Origin of the sequence: Humisphaera borealis (assembly GCF_015169395.1) — a bacterium.
In the GTDB taxonomy this organism is placed as follows: domain Bacteria; phylum Planctomycetota; class Phycisphaerae; order Tepidisphaerales; family Tepidisphaeraceae; genus Humisphaera; species Humisphaera borealis.
Map to the genome: position 1 here is coordinate 4446156 of NZ_CP063458.1, position 17254 is coordinate 4463409.

Sequence of the window (17254 nt, forward strand, 5' to 3'; positions counted from 1 at the left end):
TGGCCGTCTTCTTCGACTAATCACTCGGCAATTTCGTCTTAACACTTTTACGCGTTTCGCCGGCCCTGCATGGAGAACGGCTCGGCGGGTACCGCGGCGGGCACACCGGCGATTTGGGGCTCATCGAAGTGGTCGTAGGCGTAATGTGAGACCGGCGGGATGTACACGCCCGGCGAGCGCGACGCCGCCAGCGCCATCAACACCAGGAACATGCCGGCCGCCGACGCGATGAACGAGTACCACGCTCGCTGGTCGTCGCCGGGTACGATCGACGCCGACTCCGGAACCACTTCGGCGATCGACACCGTAGCAAGTGGGTCGCCGGTCGCGTCGGCGATCTTCTGGTTCTCGACGTGCCGCTCTTCGCTCAGCGCGATGCGTTCGGCGTCGAGCTTCTCGATCGTAAGCCGGGCGGCCTCGGCCAGATCGGCCTCGGCTCGGGCCTGACTTGCCGAGAGGGAGGTCTGGGCCCACTCATTCTGGAGCTTGGCTTCGGACAGCCGGGCGTCGGTCAACGCTTTGCGCTTAAGCTCGATCGCGGCCAGCCGTTCGGGCTCGGCCATCGTGAGGCTGGGAGGCGGCTCGTCGCCAATTGCCGCGGCCCGCGCCTCGGCCAGTTCGCGTTTGCGGGCCTCAACCTTCGCCTGTTGGCTTGCCACCTGCTGCGTCAGTCCTCGGACGGCAGAGTCCGCCCGCGCATTGGTTTCGTCGAGCATCGCTTGGTATCGCGCCCGCGCGCTGGACAATGCCTTATACGCCTCGTCGAGCGACTTGGCCCGTGCCTTCTGGTCGGCCGGGAGCTTGTCCATGTCGGGCTTGGCCGCGACGAACGCGTCGAACAACTCCTTCAGACGTTTCTCATTCCGCTGCCGCGACTGCTCGACCAGCTTCACGCTGTCGTCGATGAACGCGAGGAACTGCTTGGTAAGCGGGTCGTACTCGTCCTTTGCCGCGATCAGGCTGCGCAGTGCCTCAATCTGCTTGTCGAGATCGGTCATCTCGTCTCCAAGCTTCTTCGATTCGGGCAACTTCGCCGACGACGCGACGTTGAACTGCCGCTCCACTACTGCACGGCGCGTCACCAGCGCCTTGAGCTGAGGATCGCTGTTCCAGGCACGCTGAATGCGGTTGGCGGTCTCCTGGGCCAGTCGGCTGCGGAGCTTTTCCAGCATCTCCCGCTGGTCCTTCTGCTGCTGGGCCAGTTCTTCGTTGTGACGGCGAAGCTCGAACTGGAGTGCCTGAAGCTTTTCAAGGTAGCCTGCCAGGATGACGTTCCCCGCGGCGGCATCGCGGGCTGCGGCGACCTGCGTGTCGAACTGCTGCTGGGCGGCGTCGAGCACCGACTTGGGGTCGCCGGCGTTGTTCGTGGAGGCTTCCATCGCCGCGTTCAGGCTTTCGTTGAGCGACTTGAGCTGATCGGTCAGCCGTTTGAGCTCCGTGTCGTTTTCGTCGGACGAGACGACCGCGTTTGCCGCGAGGCTGGGAAGGTTCTCCAGCATCGCGATTTCCTTTTCCAGGGCACGCGTCTTCTGCGGAAGCGATTCGAACTCGGCCTTGAGGGCGATCGCCTTCTTCCGGAGGCTATCGGCCTCGGCGCTGCGGGTGGGGCCCTGCGCGATCTGTCGCTCGGCTTCGGCTCGGCGATCGGTGATGTTGCTGAGGGCGACGTCGATCTGGCCGATTCTCGTCCGGGCACGGCCAAGCACCGCTTCGTCGCCGGCCGAGGCCTTCGGTGATTCGTCGTATCGACGCTTGGCCGCATGCAGGATCGCCAGCATACGGCTGCGGTCGGCCTCGCCGGTCGCCCCACGGTAGTCGATGACCAACTCGCCGCTGCGATCATCCCAGCGTGCGGCGCTGAGCGATTCAATCAGGCGGACGGCGTCGTCCTTCTTCGCTTCATCGAGCATGCCCAGCGACATTCCCTTGTCGTAGATCTGTCGGCGGGCGTCTTCCAGAACCTGGCGTTCGGTCAACGCTGCAATCTGCTGCTGATGAAACGCCCGGCGCACATCGGCCGTGATTCTCGGGCTATCGAGCCCCCGGTACTGCAGTCGTCCCTGGACGGTCGAACGCGGCCCCATCAGCAACCAGACGGCGACGATAGCGGCGACGGTCAGAACGACCGCGATCAGCACGAGCACGAGCCGCCGCTTGCTCGACTTGGGCGCGACGACGGCCGGCTGAGCCAGGTCGCCGGTGTTCGTGAAGGGGTCACGCGGGGCGGCGGCCGGTGTTGGCAGGGCGGCCGGGCGTCGGACGGCTTGGGACGGTAAACCCGTCGATCGTGGGTCGGCTGCAATCGCCGGTGTATTGGCCGAGCGACGGGCCGGCAGCGAAGGGCCTGCCGGGGTTGCCTCAGCCTTCGAAGCAGGCGCTGCGGGGACCACCGGTGGACGGAAACCGGGGGACACTGGCGTTGCGGCAGGCTTGGCCGCGATGACGCGACGCGGGCCGACGGGCTTGTCGAACTTGCGGGCAAGAGGTGCTGCCGTGCCGGGGCCGGTCGGCGTGCGGCCGACCGGGGGCTTCGCCGGTCGCGGGACGGCCTTGGCGATTCCCGGCTTGCTCATCCCCGCGGGACGGATCAGCGGACGCGGTTTGGCGGCCATGCCCGGCTTCTTTCCAGGGGAAAGAGCCGCCGCTGCCGCACCCGCGGCAAGAACTCCACCAGCAGCCGTGGGTGCCAGTGCGTCTACGCCGGCAAGTCCAGTCGCGACGGCATCCGCGGCTTGCGTCGTGCCTTCTTCCGGCCGGCTTTCTTCGAAGCCGGGTTCGCCGGCGGTGGTCGATGCTGATGCTGTTGGGAACTGCTCCTCGGCGGCCGCCGGGCTGATGTCGTCAGCGACTGGCGAGACAAACTCAGGCTGCTCCAATGGCGTCACCGGCTCGGTGGCAACGGCTTCGACCGAAACCTCGACCGGGGCAGTCCCGGAGAGCTCTAAGCTGTCCGCAGGCAAGTCAAAAATGTCGACCGGCAACGTGGTCGCGACGGTCGTCGCCGAGCCGGCCTCGGCAATGTCCTGCGGCTCCTGGACTTCTTCCACCTCAACCAGTTCGGGCAGGTCGAACCATTCCGACGACCCCGCGAAATCGCCCGCTGGGGCGACGAGGGATGTCGTTTCGCTGGGGCTCGATTCCAGCAAAGAATTGTCGGTCCTGACGTCGTCGTCGATCGTTTCGGCCTCGATGACGTCTCCGCCCAGTGGCTGCGCGGAGGAATCCGGCTCAATTGCGGCTTCAAAGCTGGCAGACTGCGACTCGGGGGGCTCTACGGGGGCAACGTTCCAGTCTTCCAGCATATCAACCGATGCCGCACCGTCAGTGGGCGTGACATGGGGCTCGGGAACCGCTGAGGGAGCCGTCTCCATTTCCTGTACCGCTGGCTTATCAGCCCAGATTGCTTCGGCGGAGGCAGGCTCTGCTGACGACAGTGCCGGGGATGTTGGCTTCGACCAGAAGAGGTCGGATGCAGCGGCTTCTTCCTGCGATGAAGCTTCGACTTCATGCTTCTCGCCCGGAATCGTCACAACGGGCGTGGGTTCGGCAAAGTCCCCGGCAATCGTCGACTCTCCGTCAGCCGTGGCGGGCGGGGGGAGGAAGCCGATCGATGTGCTTTCAACGTGCTCGGCGACAAAAGCCGGCTCGGGCGATTCCACCGCCGGTTCGTCGTGCATCAGTTCCGCTTCCGACACGTGCCAGTCGTCGTCGAGCGGAACTTCCGGTGCACCTTCCGCAGATCGAGCGTCAGCCGGGGGCGGATCGAACTCCCCGAACGACTGTTCCGCTGGCAGCGGTGCTGCGGCGGAGAAGCCATCCGCCGGCTGGGTGTCCGGCGTTACGCGATTGGTTGCAAACACGTCGGACGCCGTGGCCTCCTCGAGTTCGACGCTTTCGAATATCGGAGGCTCGGATAACGGCGACTCGGAAATCGTCGTGGGCGACGCGAATGAGTCTGAGATCAGTGGTTCCGACTCGTTCGATGGCGCTGGACCTTCGTCGCGGATCGCTTCGGTCGAGGGTGCTTCGGCCGGGAAATCGTCCGAATCCAGGTCCAGTGTTTCGTAGAGGTCTTCGGCGACAGGTTCCGGATTTGCCACGGCGAACAAGGCCGGCTCGCCAGCGGACGAGGGCAGTTCCGAGGCGTCGGTCGGCAGCGGCGGTGGCTCTTCCAGCGGCATCTCCATCACCGCCGGCACGCCCGCCGACAGCGGGTCATGGGCGTCGGTGAGGAGTAGATCCTGTTCCGGGAGAAATTCGTCTACGACGGTGACTTCTTCAAAAACCCCGGCCTCGGGCGGCGACACTGACGGTGTCTGATCTGCCGCGACTGCTTCAGCCGGCGAGGAGGCGTCTCCATCGAACAGGTCACCTGCTGTGTGCTCTGCGGTCGGCGTCCATTCGGGCAACGGTGAATCGACAGGATCAACGGAAGGGGTTTGGAGATCGTCCAGCAGATCTTCAAAAGCGTCGTCCGCACCCACCGGCGAGATCGGAGTCTCGTGGAGATCGTGCTGCGGGAGCGTTGCTTCGCCGGCGACAGGAAGTTCCGGCGGGAACACCGGAGTTTGACTGCCTTCGTCGGCCGACAATTCGCTGTCGAAATGGGTAGCGGTTTCCGCTACGTCTACCGGAATCTCGCTGGCCGGAGGTTCAGCAGCAGTCTCAGTCGACTGCGACGCCATCATGTCGGGAGGCATTGTGGCGGCGGCGTTGGCGAGGGTTCCGCCGGCGGGTTGGGCCGGTTCGCCGGAAGCTGGGGGCGTCACCTGATGCGATTGGGTCAGCAAGGCCCCGCCGCCGAAGTCGTCGTCGTGTATTGGCACGAGATCGGATCGCAGTGGCGTGAACCGTGTCTCGTCGCGAGCACCAGGCGGCAGCGGTGCGCCGAACATGGGCATCGCTTCAGGTTCAACCATCGTTACTTCGGCCAACACGTCGGCGCGGGTGTCCATTGTGACCGGGCGGTCGCCGAACGGCAGGCGCGGTCGCGCTGGGCGCGGCGGCTCCTGGGGCTGAAGCGAACCCAGCGACAGCGGCATGCCGCCGAAGAAACTTCCCTGGTCTCGCCCGTGCAGCGAGAACGGATCGAACTCCGGCATGCCCACGGTCGGCGTCTCGAACGAACGCCCTGCGGCGTCGTCGGTCGGGTGCGTTGGCTCTGTAGTCGAAAGCTCCGCCGCCGGCGATTCCAACGCCGCCGGCTCACTCGGTGCAACGTCCAGTGGAGATTCAGCCAACGGCTCGACGAATGTTTCGTCCGTGACGCTTTCGGAAGCCACCGGCGGTGGTTCATCAACGGGCGTGTGGGCGTCGATCAACTCTTCGAAAAATCCATCGGGAAGCTGGTCCGTCAGAGCGGCTGCGCCGGCTGGCGCGATGTCGGTGCTGATCGCGGCCGAGGCGGTATCGAAACCTACCATCGGCGTCGTCGAGATCGACGAGAAGTCTGCGTCGCCCGGTCCTGACAAGTCCCCGGTAGGAACCTCGATGGAAGGATTGAAGCCTACGGCGTCGGTAGGCTCCCCGTGCGACGCCGATTCCTGGGTGGTTTCGGCCGCAGGCGTTTCGGCGGTTGTCGGTTCGTGGAAACCGGAAAAATCCATGGGCGCACCGGTCGAGATGCCCCACATCTGGTCGACCGGTCCGAAGCCGCTGAGGACCAGCTGTCCCCCGTGCCCGCCGACGCCCGACAACGTTATCTCGGCCACGCCAATCGTGGGCAGTGGACGCGGAGCCTCGTTTTCCGGCGCGGACGGGAGCTGCTCGTCGGGAGCGGCGACATTCTCGTTGTCGGCGGTCGCCGCGTCCGGCGATCCGGACGAGGGGAACTCGACCGGCATCGAGTGTCCGCCTGGCATCGAGGCAGTCGCATCAATATCAATATTGCCAGCGCCGGCCGCCGAGTCGTCGGCGGTCAGTTCGGTCGCGGGTTCGAATGCCAGTCCGTCGTCGAGAAGGGCATCATCGACGGGTGTGACTTCTTCAAGTGGCGTATTGCCTTCGAGAGTCGAAATGCCCTCGACGGGCGTCGGTTCATCGGTCGTGCCGGCATGGGATACGGCAACGGCGGGTGCCTGCGGCACCGGCGGCCAGCTCATGTCGCCGCGTCCCAAGTCCATTGACGAATCTTCGGCCGTCACCGGCGTGGCTTCCAGTTCGCGATCGAGCGAATCAACCATCGCCTCATCGACGTCAAACGCGGCGCGTACCGGCGTTGCTGGCGCCGCCTCCGGGGCGGGCGTGACGACAACTGTGGAGACCGGCGCGACTGCTAGTGGTGCAGCAGATGCCGTCTCTGGAGCGGGCTTTCGGCCGAACAGGCGGCTCCACAGAGATCGCTTGCCCGCCGTCTGGGGAGGTACTGCCGTCACAGCGGCTGCAGCAACTCCGGCGACGGTTACAGCGCCGACGACTGCCGGCGCCGCGACTGGAGCGAGTGAGGCGGCCGTTGCGGAGAGATTCGCTGGAGCTTGCGCGCTCGCCGTTACGGTCGAGAGCGAGTCGAGGTGCCCTGCGCCAGGCGTCGTGCCGGACGGTGGAGTCTCCTCTACGAAATCGAGCCCCGTGTCGAGATCGTCCTTCGCGGTCGTCGTCGGGCTGGCGATCGCCGGCGAGAACGAAGTCGGGAACTCGAACGACGGCATGTTCGCCGCCGCGGCATCAAGTGCGGCGAAGTCGATCGCCGCATCAAGTTCCGGCTGGTCCGAGATGTCGGAACCGACGTCAGCCTCCTCCGGAGGCAAGGCAGGTGTCGAGGCGACGGCCCGTGCATCGCCGGGGAAGAGTTCAGTCTCGAGGGGTGCGTCGGGGTCAATGTCACCGGCGGCGATGACGCCCGGACCGATGGCAGGAAGCCCTTCTTCGGTCAGGCTTGGGTCGATGTCGCCGGCCTCTATCTCGGCCACGTCTAATTGTTCCGGATCGATGGTGGAAGACGCCGCATCCAGATCCGGCCCCGACACTGTCGCCGCCGATACCGGTGCTTCCTCGATTGGGGGAATATCCCAGTCGATCGCGGCGGCGAAGTCATCGTCCGTTGCGCCGGCGGTCCCGTCAGCGGAAGGAGCCTCGGGCTCGGCCGCCATGTCGACCGCCGTGTCGACCGGCTGTTCGGGCGTCAGCTCAAGTGGTGACGCCGACTCGAACACCCCTCTCGACATTGGCGTGTCGTAGGTGGGCACAGCACTTTCGGCCACTACATCGTCGGTCGAGAGCTCGTCAGACTTAGGGGGCGAACTCTCTTCGAAATCGGTCCAGTGTGGAGCGTCTGCGGGTGCTTCCAGCGTCGGCTCGTGATCCAGGACATCCGCCGGACTGGCGACCTGCGGGTCGGCGGGAAAGGTGCCCGATGCGTCGGCAGGATCGACGGCCAGCGGCGTTGCTTCGGGCCCGCGGGCCCACTGGGCGGGCATCACGCCGATGACATGGGCCGACATCCCCAGGTCGTCCATCTCGGGGAACTCGACCATGTCGGCGGGCTGCGATTCGCCGGCGGCAGCAGACTGGTCAGCCGGTGCCTCGGGGAGCGGCTCCTCGATTGCTGTCGAACGGATGACGTCGTGCGACACCTCGTCGGCCTGAGTCAGCGTTTCCGCGGGCGGCGATGTCGCTCCGCCGATGTCGGCATCGATCTCGGTGTCGGCAATCGGTTCGGCCTCGGGCGCGGCAGTCTCTGCGGTGAGACCTTCGCCTTCAACTTCGGGCCACTCGGCGAGCGCTGCCACTTCGTCGGGCTCACCGGCACCTTGCCGAAGTTCCGCGAAAAAGTCGTCGTCGATTGCCGGCTCTTCGACCGAGTCGGCGGAATGCATGGACTCGGCGGCAGCTTCAACCTCATCGGACGGGAAGTCTTCGGTCGACGCGTCGACGACAGGAGACGCCGCCGAAAGGTCCTCCACCATCGGCGAAATCGTCGGGGGGGCCGCCGGCCGAGCCCCGGGAACGGACAGGCCGACGGTATCGGCCGAGGTGACGCCGTTCATGTCGGGGTCGGCGTCAAGATCGATCGGCTCGGGCAACGCCACCGGCGCCACCGCGGCGACCGTCGGTGCTGCACTGCGTGAGGGCTCGGGTGCCAGAGGAATGAGATCGTCTTCGTCGGCCAGGGGAACCAGATCGGCCTCGGCAAGCCCGCCATAGGCAGCACCTGCCAGGCCCAACCCCGCTCCTGCCACCGACATGGCATCGTGCGACGGATGACCGTTGCTGGTCGCTTCCCCGTCCTGCGCCGGCACGCCCGGCTCGGCGACTGTCTGACGCGAACCCTGGGGCTGTCCGGCGGAGGTAAAGCCGAGCAGCTCGTCATGCCCGAGGCGAGCCGTGCCGACGAGGTCTTCCAGTTCGGTGATGTCCTCGAATGTGCCAGTCCCGGATTCAGCCGGACGATAGATGAACTCGCGCGGCCCCACGCGCAGCCGGTCGTTGAGGTTCAGTGGCTGCTGATGGGCGGCGACGCCGTTGACGAAAGTACCGGTGCGCGAGCCCAGATCGCGAACGTAGCGCAAGCCGTCGAGTTCGAAGATGATGGCGTGGATCGTGGAAACGCGCTCGTCGTCAATATGCAGGTCGCAGCCGGCGCGACGACCGATGACGGTCGTGCGACCGTCCAGCGGCAGCACGCCGCCGCCGTTGTTCGCTTCGACCAGTTGTCCCGGTGCCGGAGACGGAACCTCGGCCCCGGCCGAAGGGTGCTGCAACTTGAAGGTGAACGACCCGATCTGAAGCAGATCGCCGTCGGTCAGCTCCATCTCGTGGATGACCCGTCCGTTGACGTAAACGTGGGTTCGACTGCAAAGGTCACGGATGTAGACGCGGCCGTTGTCGTGGATGATCGCAGCGTGACACTTGCTGACGCTGCTGCTGACCAGGTGCAGATGAGCGCGGTTGCGGGCCCCGGCGAGCGTGAACGGGCGGTTCAGCGTCATCCCCGGCTTGCCGCGATGCTTGCCATGCGGCAAGAGGGTCGGGCCGTCAACGGCCGGAGGCGGAGTCGCGGCGGTTCGACTGGAACCTGCGGGGCGTTTTGAAGAACTTGACGATGCCATCAGGGAGCCTGTCCTTACGCTGACCGATCTGGCCGCCGGAAAGGGCGACGCGGGCGCTTGCCTCTATCGCTCTGGGTACACCGAACTCGTGACGATGCCGAAACTTGGATACCAGTCCTCCACCGGTACCCGCGGCCGACCGTTCCCGGCCAAATGGATAAGTCCCTGAGTCTACCAGATGATCGACCGCCTTAAAGGGAAAACAACGTTCCTCGCGATGGGAAACCCGTTATCGGACCGGACACGGTCGGGTCTGGTTGGCAATGCAATGGCGCTGCGTTACCGAATCATTGCCTCGACGCGGTCCCCTCACGCGTATCAACGTGTTTTACGTTTCGACCTAGTCGCCCGTTCGCTTTGCTCTTGTGGCACCCTTGCGGCAAACTGAGCTTTCGACGGAGGTTCCGTGTCTCAGCCAGAACAAACCGACAATCCGCGATTGACCCACCTCGACGAAAAGGGCGCCGCCCGAATGGTCGATGTCGGCGACAAACCCGTGGCCGCACGCCGTGCCGTCGCCGAGGGATCTGTGACGATGCAGCCGGCAACCCTGCGGGCGATCGCCGAGCAGCACGTTCCCAAGGGCGAAGTCCTGAACACCGCCCGCATCGCCGGCATCATGGCGGCCAAGCGGTGCGGGGAACTGATCCCCCTCTGCCACCCATTGCCGCTCGAGAGCGTGGAGGTCGATTTCGACATCCCGGATCTGGAACCGGCCGAAGGCGAGCCGGCGAAGATCTATATCAGGGCGATTGCCGGTATCACCGCCAAGACGGGCGTCGAAATGGAAGCGCTGACAGCCGTTTCTGTCGCCGCATTGACGATTTACGACATGTGCAAAGCGATCGATAAGACAATGGTGATCGGCGAGATTCGAGTGGTGAGCAAGACCGGCGGGAAGTCGGAATTGAACCGTTGAGATGCTTGCGGGCAAGTCGAAGTGGGTGACCAGTCATTCGGCAGTGATGCAGGAGATTCGAGATGTCTGAGAGTTTGGTCGGTGTGGGCATCATCGGCTTCGGCCGTATCGGCGCGGAGCACGCCGCCTGGCTTTCCCAGGCGACCAACGCGCGTGCGATCGCCGTTGCCGACGCCACGCCGGCCCGGCAGGCCATCGCCCGGGAGCGCGGACTAAGGGTTTACGCGACGCCAGCCGAACTACTGGCCGATCCGCAAGTCGCGGCAGTCCTGGTCGCGACGCCGACGGCGATGCACGTCGAGCATGCAACCGCTGCCCTGGCCGCCGGTAGGCATCTCGTGGTGGAAAAGCCCATGGCGCTCGACCTGCCGCAGGCCAAGCAGCTCGTCGCGCTCGCTCGGCAGAAGGACCTCGTCCTGAGTGTTTTCCACAACCGTCGCTGGGACATCGACTTCCTGACGGTAAAGAAAACCGTCGAAGCCGGGGTACTGGGGAAACTGATCAACGTCGAAAGCCGCCTGGGCCAGTGGGCTAGCTGCGTCGGGCCGGCGGCGAAGGAGTACCGCCCCGGTTGGCGGAACGAGGCCAGCTTCGGCGGCGGCGGGCTGTACGACTGGGGCTCACACTTTGTCGACCAGCTCTGGCGACTGCTTTGGCCGGCAAAGCCCGTCCGCGTCTATGCCCAACTCCGGGGCAATGTCTGGACGAACGACTGCGACGACTTTGCCCGGGTGCTGATCGACTTCGACAATGGTGTCGCCGGTCTGTGCGAGATCAACACCACGACCACAACCCCGCTCGACCGCTGGCGGCTCGATGGCACCCGCGGCTCGGCGAGCAGCCCGCACTCGGCCGCGTTCGACACCAAGGCCTGGGCTCATCTCCGCCATACCCCGGCACCGGCGACAGGCCCCCTGACGGCCGAGATGGCAATCGCGCCAATCGACCTACCCAAGTCCGATCCCGGGCTGACCGAAACGCAGATCTGGGAGCAGTTCGCCGCCGCGGTCCAGGGCAAAGGTGAACCGGCCGTCAGAGCCGAGAGTGTGTTATGCACCATGGCGGTGCTGGATGCCGCGAGAGAAAGCAGCCGAACGGGCAAGGCGATCGACGTGAGCGACGCGGTGGAATGGGTGCTGTAAAACCGGCCGTGTCGCGGGTAGCCAAACACCTTGGGAAGATGCCGGCTTAGCCGTTGGTCTCCTGGCGGACACGCTGCTGAATGGCGCGGTGGAGTTTCGCCGTCAGCGGCCCGCAACGGCCCTGGCCGATGTACTTTTCATTCCAGCGGGCGACCCAACTGATCTCTCTCGTGGTGCTGGTGATGAACAGTTCCTGGGCGCGGACGGCCTCGCTTTCCATCAGCGTCCGCTCGTCGACTTCGATCTTCAACTCCGCCGCACACTGGAACAGTACTTCGCGGGTGATGCCGGGAAGCACCTTAGAACCCACGGGGTGGGTCACGATCTTGCCGTTGATGATCGCAAACACATTGCTCGCCGAGCACTCGGTGACCACGCCGTTCTCAACGAACACCGCTTCGTCGTAGCCCTGGCTGACGGCTTCGTTCTTGGCCAAGACGTTGGCCAGCAGTGCGATGGACTTGATCCAGCAGCGCTTCCATCGCTCGTCCGGGACGGCCATCAGTTTGGCGCCTTCCCCCTCGCCGGGGTTGGGGATCGGCGGCAGCGGACGGCAGTAGGCGACGACCGTTCCGGACGGGCTTTCGGGGAAGACATGGTTCCGCGGTGCGACGCCTCGGGTCGCCTGCAGGTAGATCATGCCCTCGCGAACGCCGCTGCGATCGACCAGCTTCAGCAGCCCGGCTTCGAGTTCGGTTCGAGGCGTCGGCAACGCCAGTTTGATCCCCGCGGCGGAGCGTTCGAGGCGGTCCAGGTGTTCCTTGAAGGTGAACGGCCGGCCGTTGTACAGCCGGAACACTTCGTAGACCCCGTCGGCGAACTGGTAGCCGCGGTCCTCGACGCCGATGCGGGCGTCGGCCATGGGAATGATTTCGCCGTTGATGTAAACGAGTTCGGACATAAGACACCTTCCGAGGAACGCGGTACGACGACTCATTGTATCGGACGGAGCGGGTGGGTGACATCGGTGGATACGAGCGTCCGTAAGAAGTTCTGTACAACTTTACGTTACACAGCTTCCCAAGCGTTGCTGGCGACGTTGAAATCGTAGGACTTTCATCCTCAACAGCCCGCTCTTCGTTCATTCCGGATAGACGCAGAGTGAGATCACTGAGGATGAGGGTTGGACCGTCAGCCCGACATCGCCAGCACGAGATGGAAACCCGTGGCACGGAATCTGATCCGTCCCACTCAGGCAGTGTCAGGTCGCTTGATGGTTCGTCGATTCCTGAAAGTCCACAAAGCGCTGTGATTGCATATACTGCGGAACTCGCTCATGACCTCGACACCGCCCCAACCCGCACCGTCCACAGGCAGCACCGCCGTCGCGTGGGATGACAACCTCCTGCAGAACCCGCACGCCGTCGCCGACAAGCAGAAACGCGTCCAGAGGATGTTCGCGGCGATCGCGCCGAGCTACGACCTGAACAACCGCGTGCATAGCCTTTGGGTCGATCAGTATTGGCGGCGCAAGGCGGTGAAGCTATCGAATTTGACGCCGACGGATCGGGTGGTGGACGTGGCGTGTGGGACGGGTGATTTGACATTGAAGTACGCGAACGGCCTTTACTCCGTCGCTGCCAGAACGGGGTCTGACGGTCCGCGCGAAGGTCAGATCGTCGGGATCGACTACACCTTTGAGATGCTGCCGATTGCCCGGTTGAAGGCCGGTGCCGCGTCCGCTCCAGTCCGAAGCCATCCAGCCCCGACCTTCCTCGGATCGACCACCCGTTTCCTCAACGGCGACGCCCAACGCCTCCCCCTGCCCGACGCCTCGGCCGATGTCGTCTCGATCGCGTTCGGCATTCGTAACGTCGCCGACCCGGCCAAGGCGATTCGCGAGTTCTACCGCGTTCTCCGTCCCGGCGGACGGCTCATCATTTTGGAGTTCTCGCTGCCGACGAACCCCGTGCTGCGCGGCTTGTACAACTTCTACTTCCGCCAGATCCTGCCTCGAACCGCGACGCTGATCTCCGGCGACAAGAGCGGGGCTTACAAGTACCTGCCGGAGTCGGTGAATACGTTTATTGGACGCGACCAAATGCGGGGGATGATGAACGACGCCGGGTTCACCGACATCTCGCAGCACGCGATGACGTTCGGTGTCTGCATCTGCTACCGGGGCGTCAAGAAGGCGTAATGGTCAGAGTGCCGGCGTCCGGCGGATTTGAAAGCCGAATGGGCTCGAAGACCACTACACTGTGGGCGTCATGGACATCGTCACCGCCATCACCGGCGCCAGCGGCGCTTTGTACTCTCAGCGTTTCATCCAAGGCCTCGTACAGGCCGGCGTGAACGTCCATCTGGTTGTCTCGCCGTTGGGCCGGCGGCTGCTGCACGATGAACTGGGCATGGAGACTGTTAATCTCCCCATGCTCGCCGGGACTGACGACCACACGATCACCCTCTACAACTACAACGACGTTGGCAGCAAGTTGGCGAGTGGCTCGTTTCTCCATGACGGCATGGTCGTCGTCCCCTGTTCCAGTAATACGCTCGCCGAAATCGCCCATGGCCTGGGTGACAACCTCATCAGCCGGGCTGCCGCGGTGACCTTAAAGGAACGCCGCCGGCTCATCGTCGTCCACCGCGAAATGCCACTGTCGCCGATCGACATCAACAACTACAAAGCGCTCTCCGATGCCGGTGTGATTCTTTGCCCGGCGAACCCCGGCTTCTATCTTAATCCGACAACCGTGCTGGAGGTGGTCGACTTCGTCGCCGGCAAACTGCTCGATCTCGTCGGCGTCAAACATTCCCTCGATACGCGGTGGGACCCCAAGGTCGTCCGGCCACCGATGCAGACGATGTAGCCACCGGCCTTCAACAAGGCGAAGACCACCATTCCGTCGCAGCGTTCCGGCTTTGCGTTTTGGCTTCACCTTGTCTGCCAAGTGATGCGCCGGGCCGGCCGGCGTTTTCGATTGACGGCGTCTGCCTTAGACTCTTCGGCAAGCATGACCTCCGCCCCGACATCTCCATTCCCCGCTTCGCCGATCTCAATCGGTCAGAAACTCCGCGTGTTTGCGGGCGATATCAAGATCAGCCATACGGTCTTCGCGCTGCCGTTTGCTCTGCTGAGCAGTTTCCTCGCGGCGTCGAAACTGCCTTCAGGCATGCCGAGTGTCGGTCAGATTTCGCTGGTGATCATCTGCATGATCGCCGCCAGAACGCTCGCGATGGCCGCCAATCGGCTGCTGGACGCGGGGCTCGACAAGCTCAATCCCCGCACGGCTCGACGGGCCATTCCATCGGGCGCGCTGTCGCCGGTGTTCTATTTTGCCGTCGGCGTCGTATGCACCGGGGCATTCATGGCCGCGTGCTACGGGTTCTACATTCTCGACCGCAATCCTCTGCCCGTGTTGCTCGGCCTGCCAGTACTGCTGTTCCTCTGCAGCTACCCGTTCTTGAAGCGATTTACCCGCCTCTGCCACTACTACCTTGGCGCGGCTTTGGCTTTGGCACCGATCTGTGCCTGGGTCGCGATTCGTGGGTCGATTGATGCGCCCCCGTTCTGGATGGCCGGCGCAGTACTCTGCTGGACCGCCGGATTTGACATCATTTACGCCTGCCAGGACTACGCTTCCGACGTCGCGACCGGCGTGTTCTCGGTTCCGGCGAAGGTGGGGATCGCCAATGCCCTCTGGATCAGCCGGGCGACCCACCTGTTGTCAGCGACCATGCTCGTCGTGCTGGGACTGTCGGCGAGGCCGCCACTGGGGACGCTCTATTTCATTGGCGTCGGGTTGGCGATCGCGTTGCTGCTCACCGAGCATCTGTTGGTGAAACCGAATGATCTTTCGAAGGTGGGGCTGGCGTTCTTTACGATTAACGGGGTGATCAGCATCGTCCTGGGAACGCTCGGAATTGCGGATGTCCTTTTGTAGGGCGGGCATTGCCTGCCGAAAGACATGTGCCGTGCCGAGGCCCATCGCGTCCGCCAAGGCGGACCCTACGGTTTTGGGGTGACGCTTCCCAAAACGACGGCTTTTTTCGCACCGGTTGCGGTGGGGATATTGCCGGGCACGCAGTCGATCGTCGCCGCGCCAAGGAGTGCAAATGCCATCGCTTCTTTCGCGTCACTGGGCACTCCCAATTCGTCCGAGGTTCGCACCGGCATGTCGCCCAGGGGTTGCTTCAGCAGGCACATCAGGGTGGCGTTCTTGGTGCCGCCGCCGCTGACGATCAGTTCATCGGGGAAGGGCCAGAACCGGCGGATGGCGTCGGCGATCGTTGTCGCCGACAGAAGGCACGCCGTCCGCATCAGATTCTCGAACGGAAAGTTACGGCCGATGGTCTCGTAGGCCTTGGCGAAGAGCTGAATCATCGCCGGGCCGTCAGTGCTCTTGGGGGGAGATGCCTGGAAATAGGGGTCGGAGAGCATCAGGCTCATGAGCGGGTAGATCGCCTGGCCGTTCTTCGCGATCTCGCCGTTACGGTCGAATCCCGGGCCCTGGGGGTCGTAGAGGCGCATCAGGTGGTCGCTGACGCAGTTGCCAGGGCCCGTGTCGAAAGCGATGACGTTTGCCGGGCCGCCGCCGGGCGGCAGGTAGGTCACATTCGCGATCCCGCCGATGTTCAGAAGCACACGTGATTTGACGGGATCGCGGAACAGGATGTAGTCGGCGAACGGCACAAGCGGCGCGCCCTGTCCGCCGGCCGCGCAATCGGCCCGCCTGAAGTCGCTGACGACACTGCATTCGGTTTCGGCCGCCAGGAGGGAAGGATCCAACAACTGCATCGTGCAAGGCGGGGCGTGGAAGATCGTCTGCCCGTGGGCGGCGATCGCGGAAATCTCGACGGAGGCGAGCCCTTCGGCGGCTACGAGCTCATGAACCGCCTTTGCGTAGCAAAGCGACGCGTCGCGGGTGACGCGGGCGAGCGTGCGCAGATCGCTTCCGCCGTTCTGCCGCATGGTGCAGACAGCGTTCCTGAGCCAGTCGTCGTAGGGAACGTGAACGTGGCGAAGCAGGCGGCAGGTGTAATTGGGGGGCGCGGCGCTATCGATCCGGCCAAAGCCGCCGACCGCCACCAGGGCCGCATCGACCCCGTCGGCCGAGGTCCCGCTCATGGCACCAATAAAGAGCCGCTCGTCGCGCGCGTTCGCGGGACTGCTTGGTACCAGGGGATCGCAATGTTGGCGATCAGCCTTCCCGTCGCCTCCTCCGGCGCGCTGGGCGTCGTCAACCATGGACGGAAGATAGCGAATCAGACCTGTACCAACAACTGGCAACCGCGCAGCCGTCGCGAGCTTTCCCGCGGAACTCGCCAAACGCGTTGCCGGCGTCGGTGCGTGGGACTACTCTTTGCGTACCAGTTCGTTCCGGACACCACCTATGGCCGAATCCTCACGAATCCTGAACCACATTCCGAGAGTACATGCCACTGCGGCACCGGAGTCACGACCTTACGAACCCATCTGCGCGGTGTTTCGCAGGTATCTGCACGGGCAGAGCCTTAAGTTCACGCCGGAGCGCGCGATGATCCTTGATGCGGTCCTGCGAAAGGACAGCCTTTTCGATGCCGAGCGGCTCGTTGATGATCTGAAGGCGCTCGGCCACCGGGTAAGCCGGGCGACCGCTTACCGTACGCTGACCCACCTGCAGGATGCAGGAATCGTCAAACAGGTCTTTCTCGACAACAAGCAGAGTTACTACGAAGTAGTCGCCGGCCGGCAGACCCACGATTACCTTATTTGCGTCGCCACGGGGAAGGTAATCGAGTTCAGCAGTGAAAAGGTGCGTCGGCTCCGCGAAGAGATCTGTCGCGAGCACGGATTTGAACCGCTGTCACACCAGTTGCAGATTTATGGGGTCAGCCCGGAAGGCCGCAAGAAATCGGAATAGTTGGCCAATGCGAACGTCGCAGGCTTAGCAGAGCGCCATAAAGGTGGCGAGCGACAATAGGAAGATGCGCGTCTTGCGCGCCTGAAAAGAGGGGTGGGTCAGCAGGAGGATGGGGGCAGCGAACATTGTTTTCCTCGCGACTTAGGAATTCCCGGCGACGCGACCCCTCACGCAATGGCCGTGCCCAAACCGACCAGAGCTTAAAAGACCTCTCAATCAAGCAGATCTGCTGGTTCCAATAAACTGCTGTGGTCCGTTTGCAACGAATGATGCCCGTGAGCCACGCCCGAATGTGGAAAA

The 17254-nt window shown here is 64.0% G+C and carries 9 protein-coding genes; 6 read left to right on the forward strand and 3 right to left on the reverse strand.

Features of this window, described 5'->3' with window-relative positions:
* Positions 1-47 precede the first annotated feature (47 nt).
* A complete protein-coding gene (locus tag IPV69_RS16560; RefSeq protein WP_206290800.1) occupies positions 48-8960 on the reverse strand; it encodes an FHA domain-containing protein in 8913 nt (2970 codons plus the stop codon).
* A gap of 559 nt (positions 8961-9519) precedes the next feature.
* Between IPV69_RS16560 and moaC the strand changes: the two genes are divergently transcribed.
* Positions 9520-9966 (forward strand): cyclic pyranopterin monophosphate synthase MoaC, encoded by a 447-nt coding sequence (gene moaC, locus IPV69_RS16565; protein WP_206295651.1) that lies wholly within the window; start codon positions 9520-9522, stop codon positions 9964-9966.
* A gap of 62 nt (positions 9967-10028) precedes the next feature.
* Positions 10029-11108, forward strand: coding sequence for a Gfo/Idh/MocA family protein (locus IPV69_RS16570; RefSeq protein ID WP_206290801.1), 1080 nt, complete (start codon positions 10029-10031; stop codon positions 11106-11108).
* Between the two features lie 46 nt (positions 11109-11154).
* Here the strand turns inward: IPV69_RS16570 and dat are convergent, their stop codons facing one another.
* A complete protein-coding gene (gene dat, locus IPV69_RS16575; protein ID WP_206290802.1) occupies positions 11155-12009 on the reverse strand; it encodes a D-amino-acid transaminase in 855 nt (284 codons plus the stop codon).
* Positions 12010-12384: 375 nt separating this feature from the next.
* On the opposite strand from dat, the gene IPV69_RS16580 reads away from it, so the two are divergent.
* The 3 genes from IPV69_RS16580 to IPV69_RS16590 all read left to right on the forward strand — a co-directional run bounded on the left by IPV69_RS16580 (position 12385) and on the right by IPV69_RS16590 (position 14995).
* Complete coding sequence (locus tag IPV69_RS16580) at positions 12385-13248, forward strand: ubiquinone/menaquinone biosynthesis methyltransferase (RefSeq protein ID WP_206290803.1); 864 nt, start codon at positions 12385-12387, stop codon at positions 13246-13248.
* Between the two features lie 70 nt (positions 13249-13318).
* Positions 13319-13921: a UbiX family flavin prenyltransferase gene (locus IPV69_RS16585; protein WP_206290804.1), complete on the forward strand. Its 603-nt coding sequence runs from the start codon at positions 13319-13321 to the stop codon at positions 13919-13921.
* A gap of 144 nt (positions 13922-14065) precedes the next feature.
* Positions 14066-14995: a UbiA-like polyprenyltransferase gene (locus tag IPV69_RS16590; RefSeq protein ID WP_206290805.1), complete on the forward strand. Its 930-nt coding sequence runs from the start codon at positions 14066-14068 to the stop codon at positions 14993-14995.
* Between the two features lie 65 nt (positions 14996-15060).
* Here IPV69_RS16590 and IPV69_RS16595 read toward each other — a convergent pair whose 3' ends face one another.
* Entirely contained in the window at positions 15061-16299 is a 1239-nt protein-coding gene (locus tag IPV69_RS16595; RefSeq protein WP_206290806.1) for an anhydro-N-acetylmuramic acid kinase, read from the reverse strand.
* Positions 16300-16444: 145 nt separating this feature from the next.
* Between IPV69_RS16595 and IPV69_RS16600 the strand changes: the two genes are divergently transcribed.
* Complete coding sequence (locus tag IPV69_RS16600) at positions 16445-16954, forward strand: Fur family transcriptional regulator (protein ID WP_206290807.1); 510 nt, start codon at positions 16445-16447, stop codon at positions 16952-16954.
* Positions 16955-17254 lie beyond the last annotated feature (300 nt).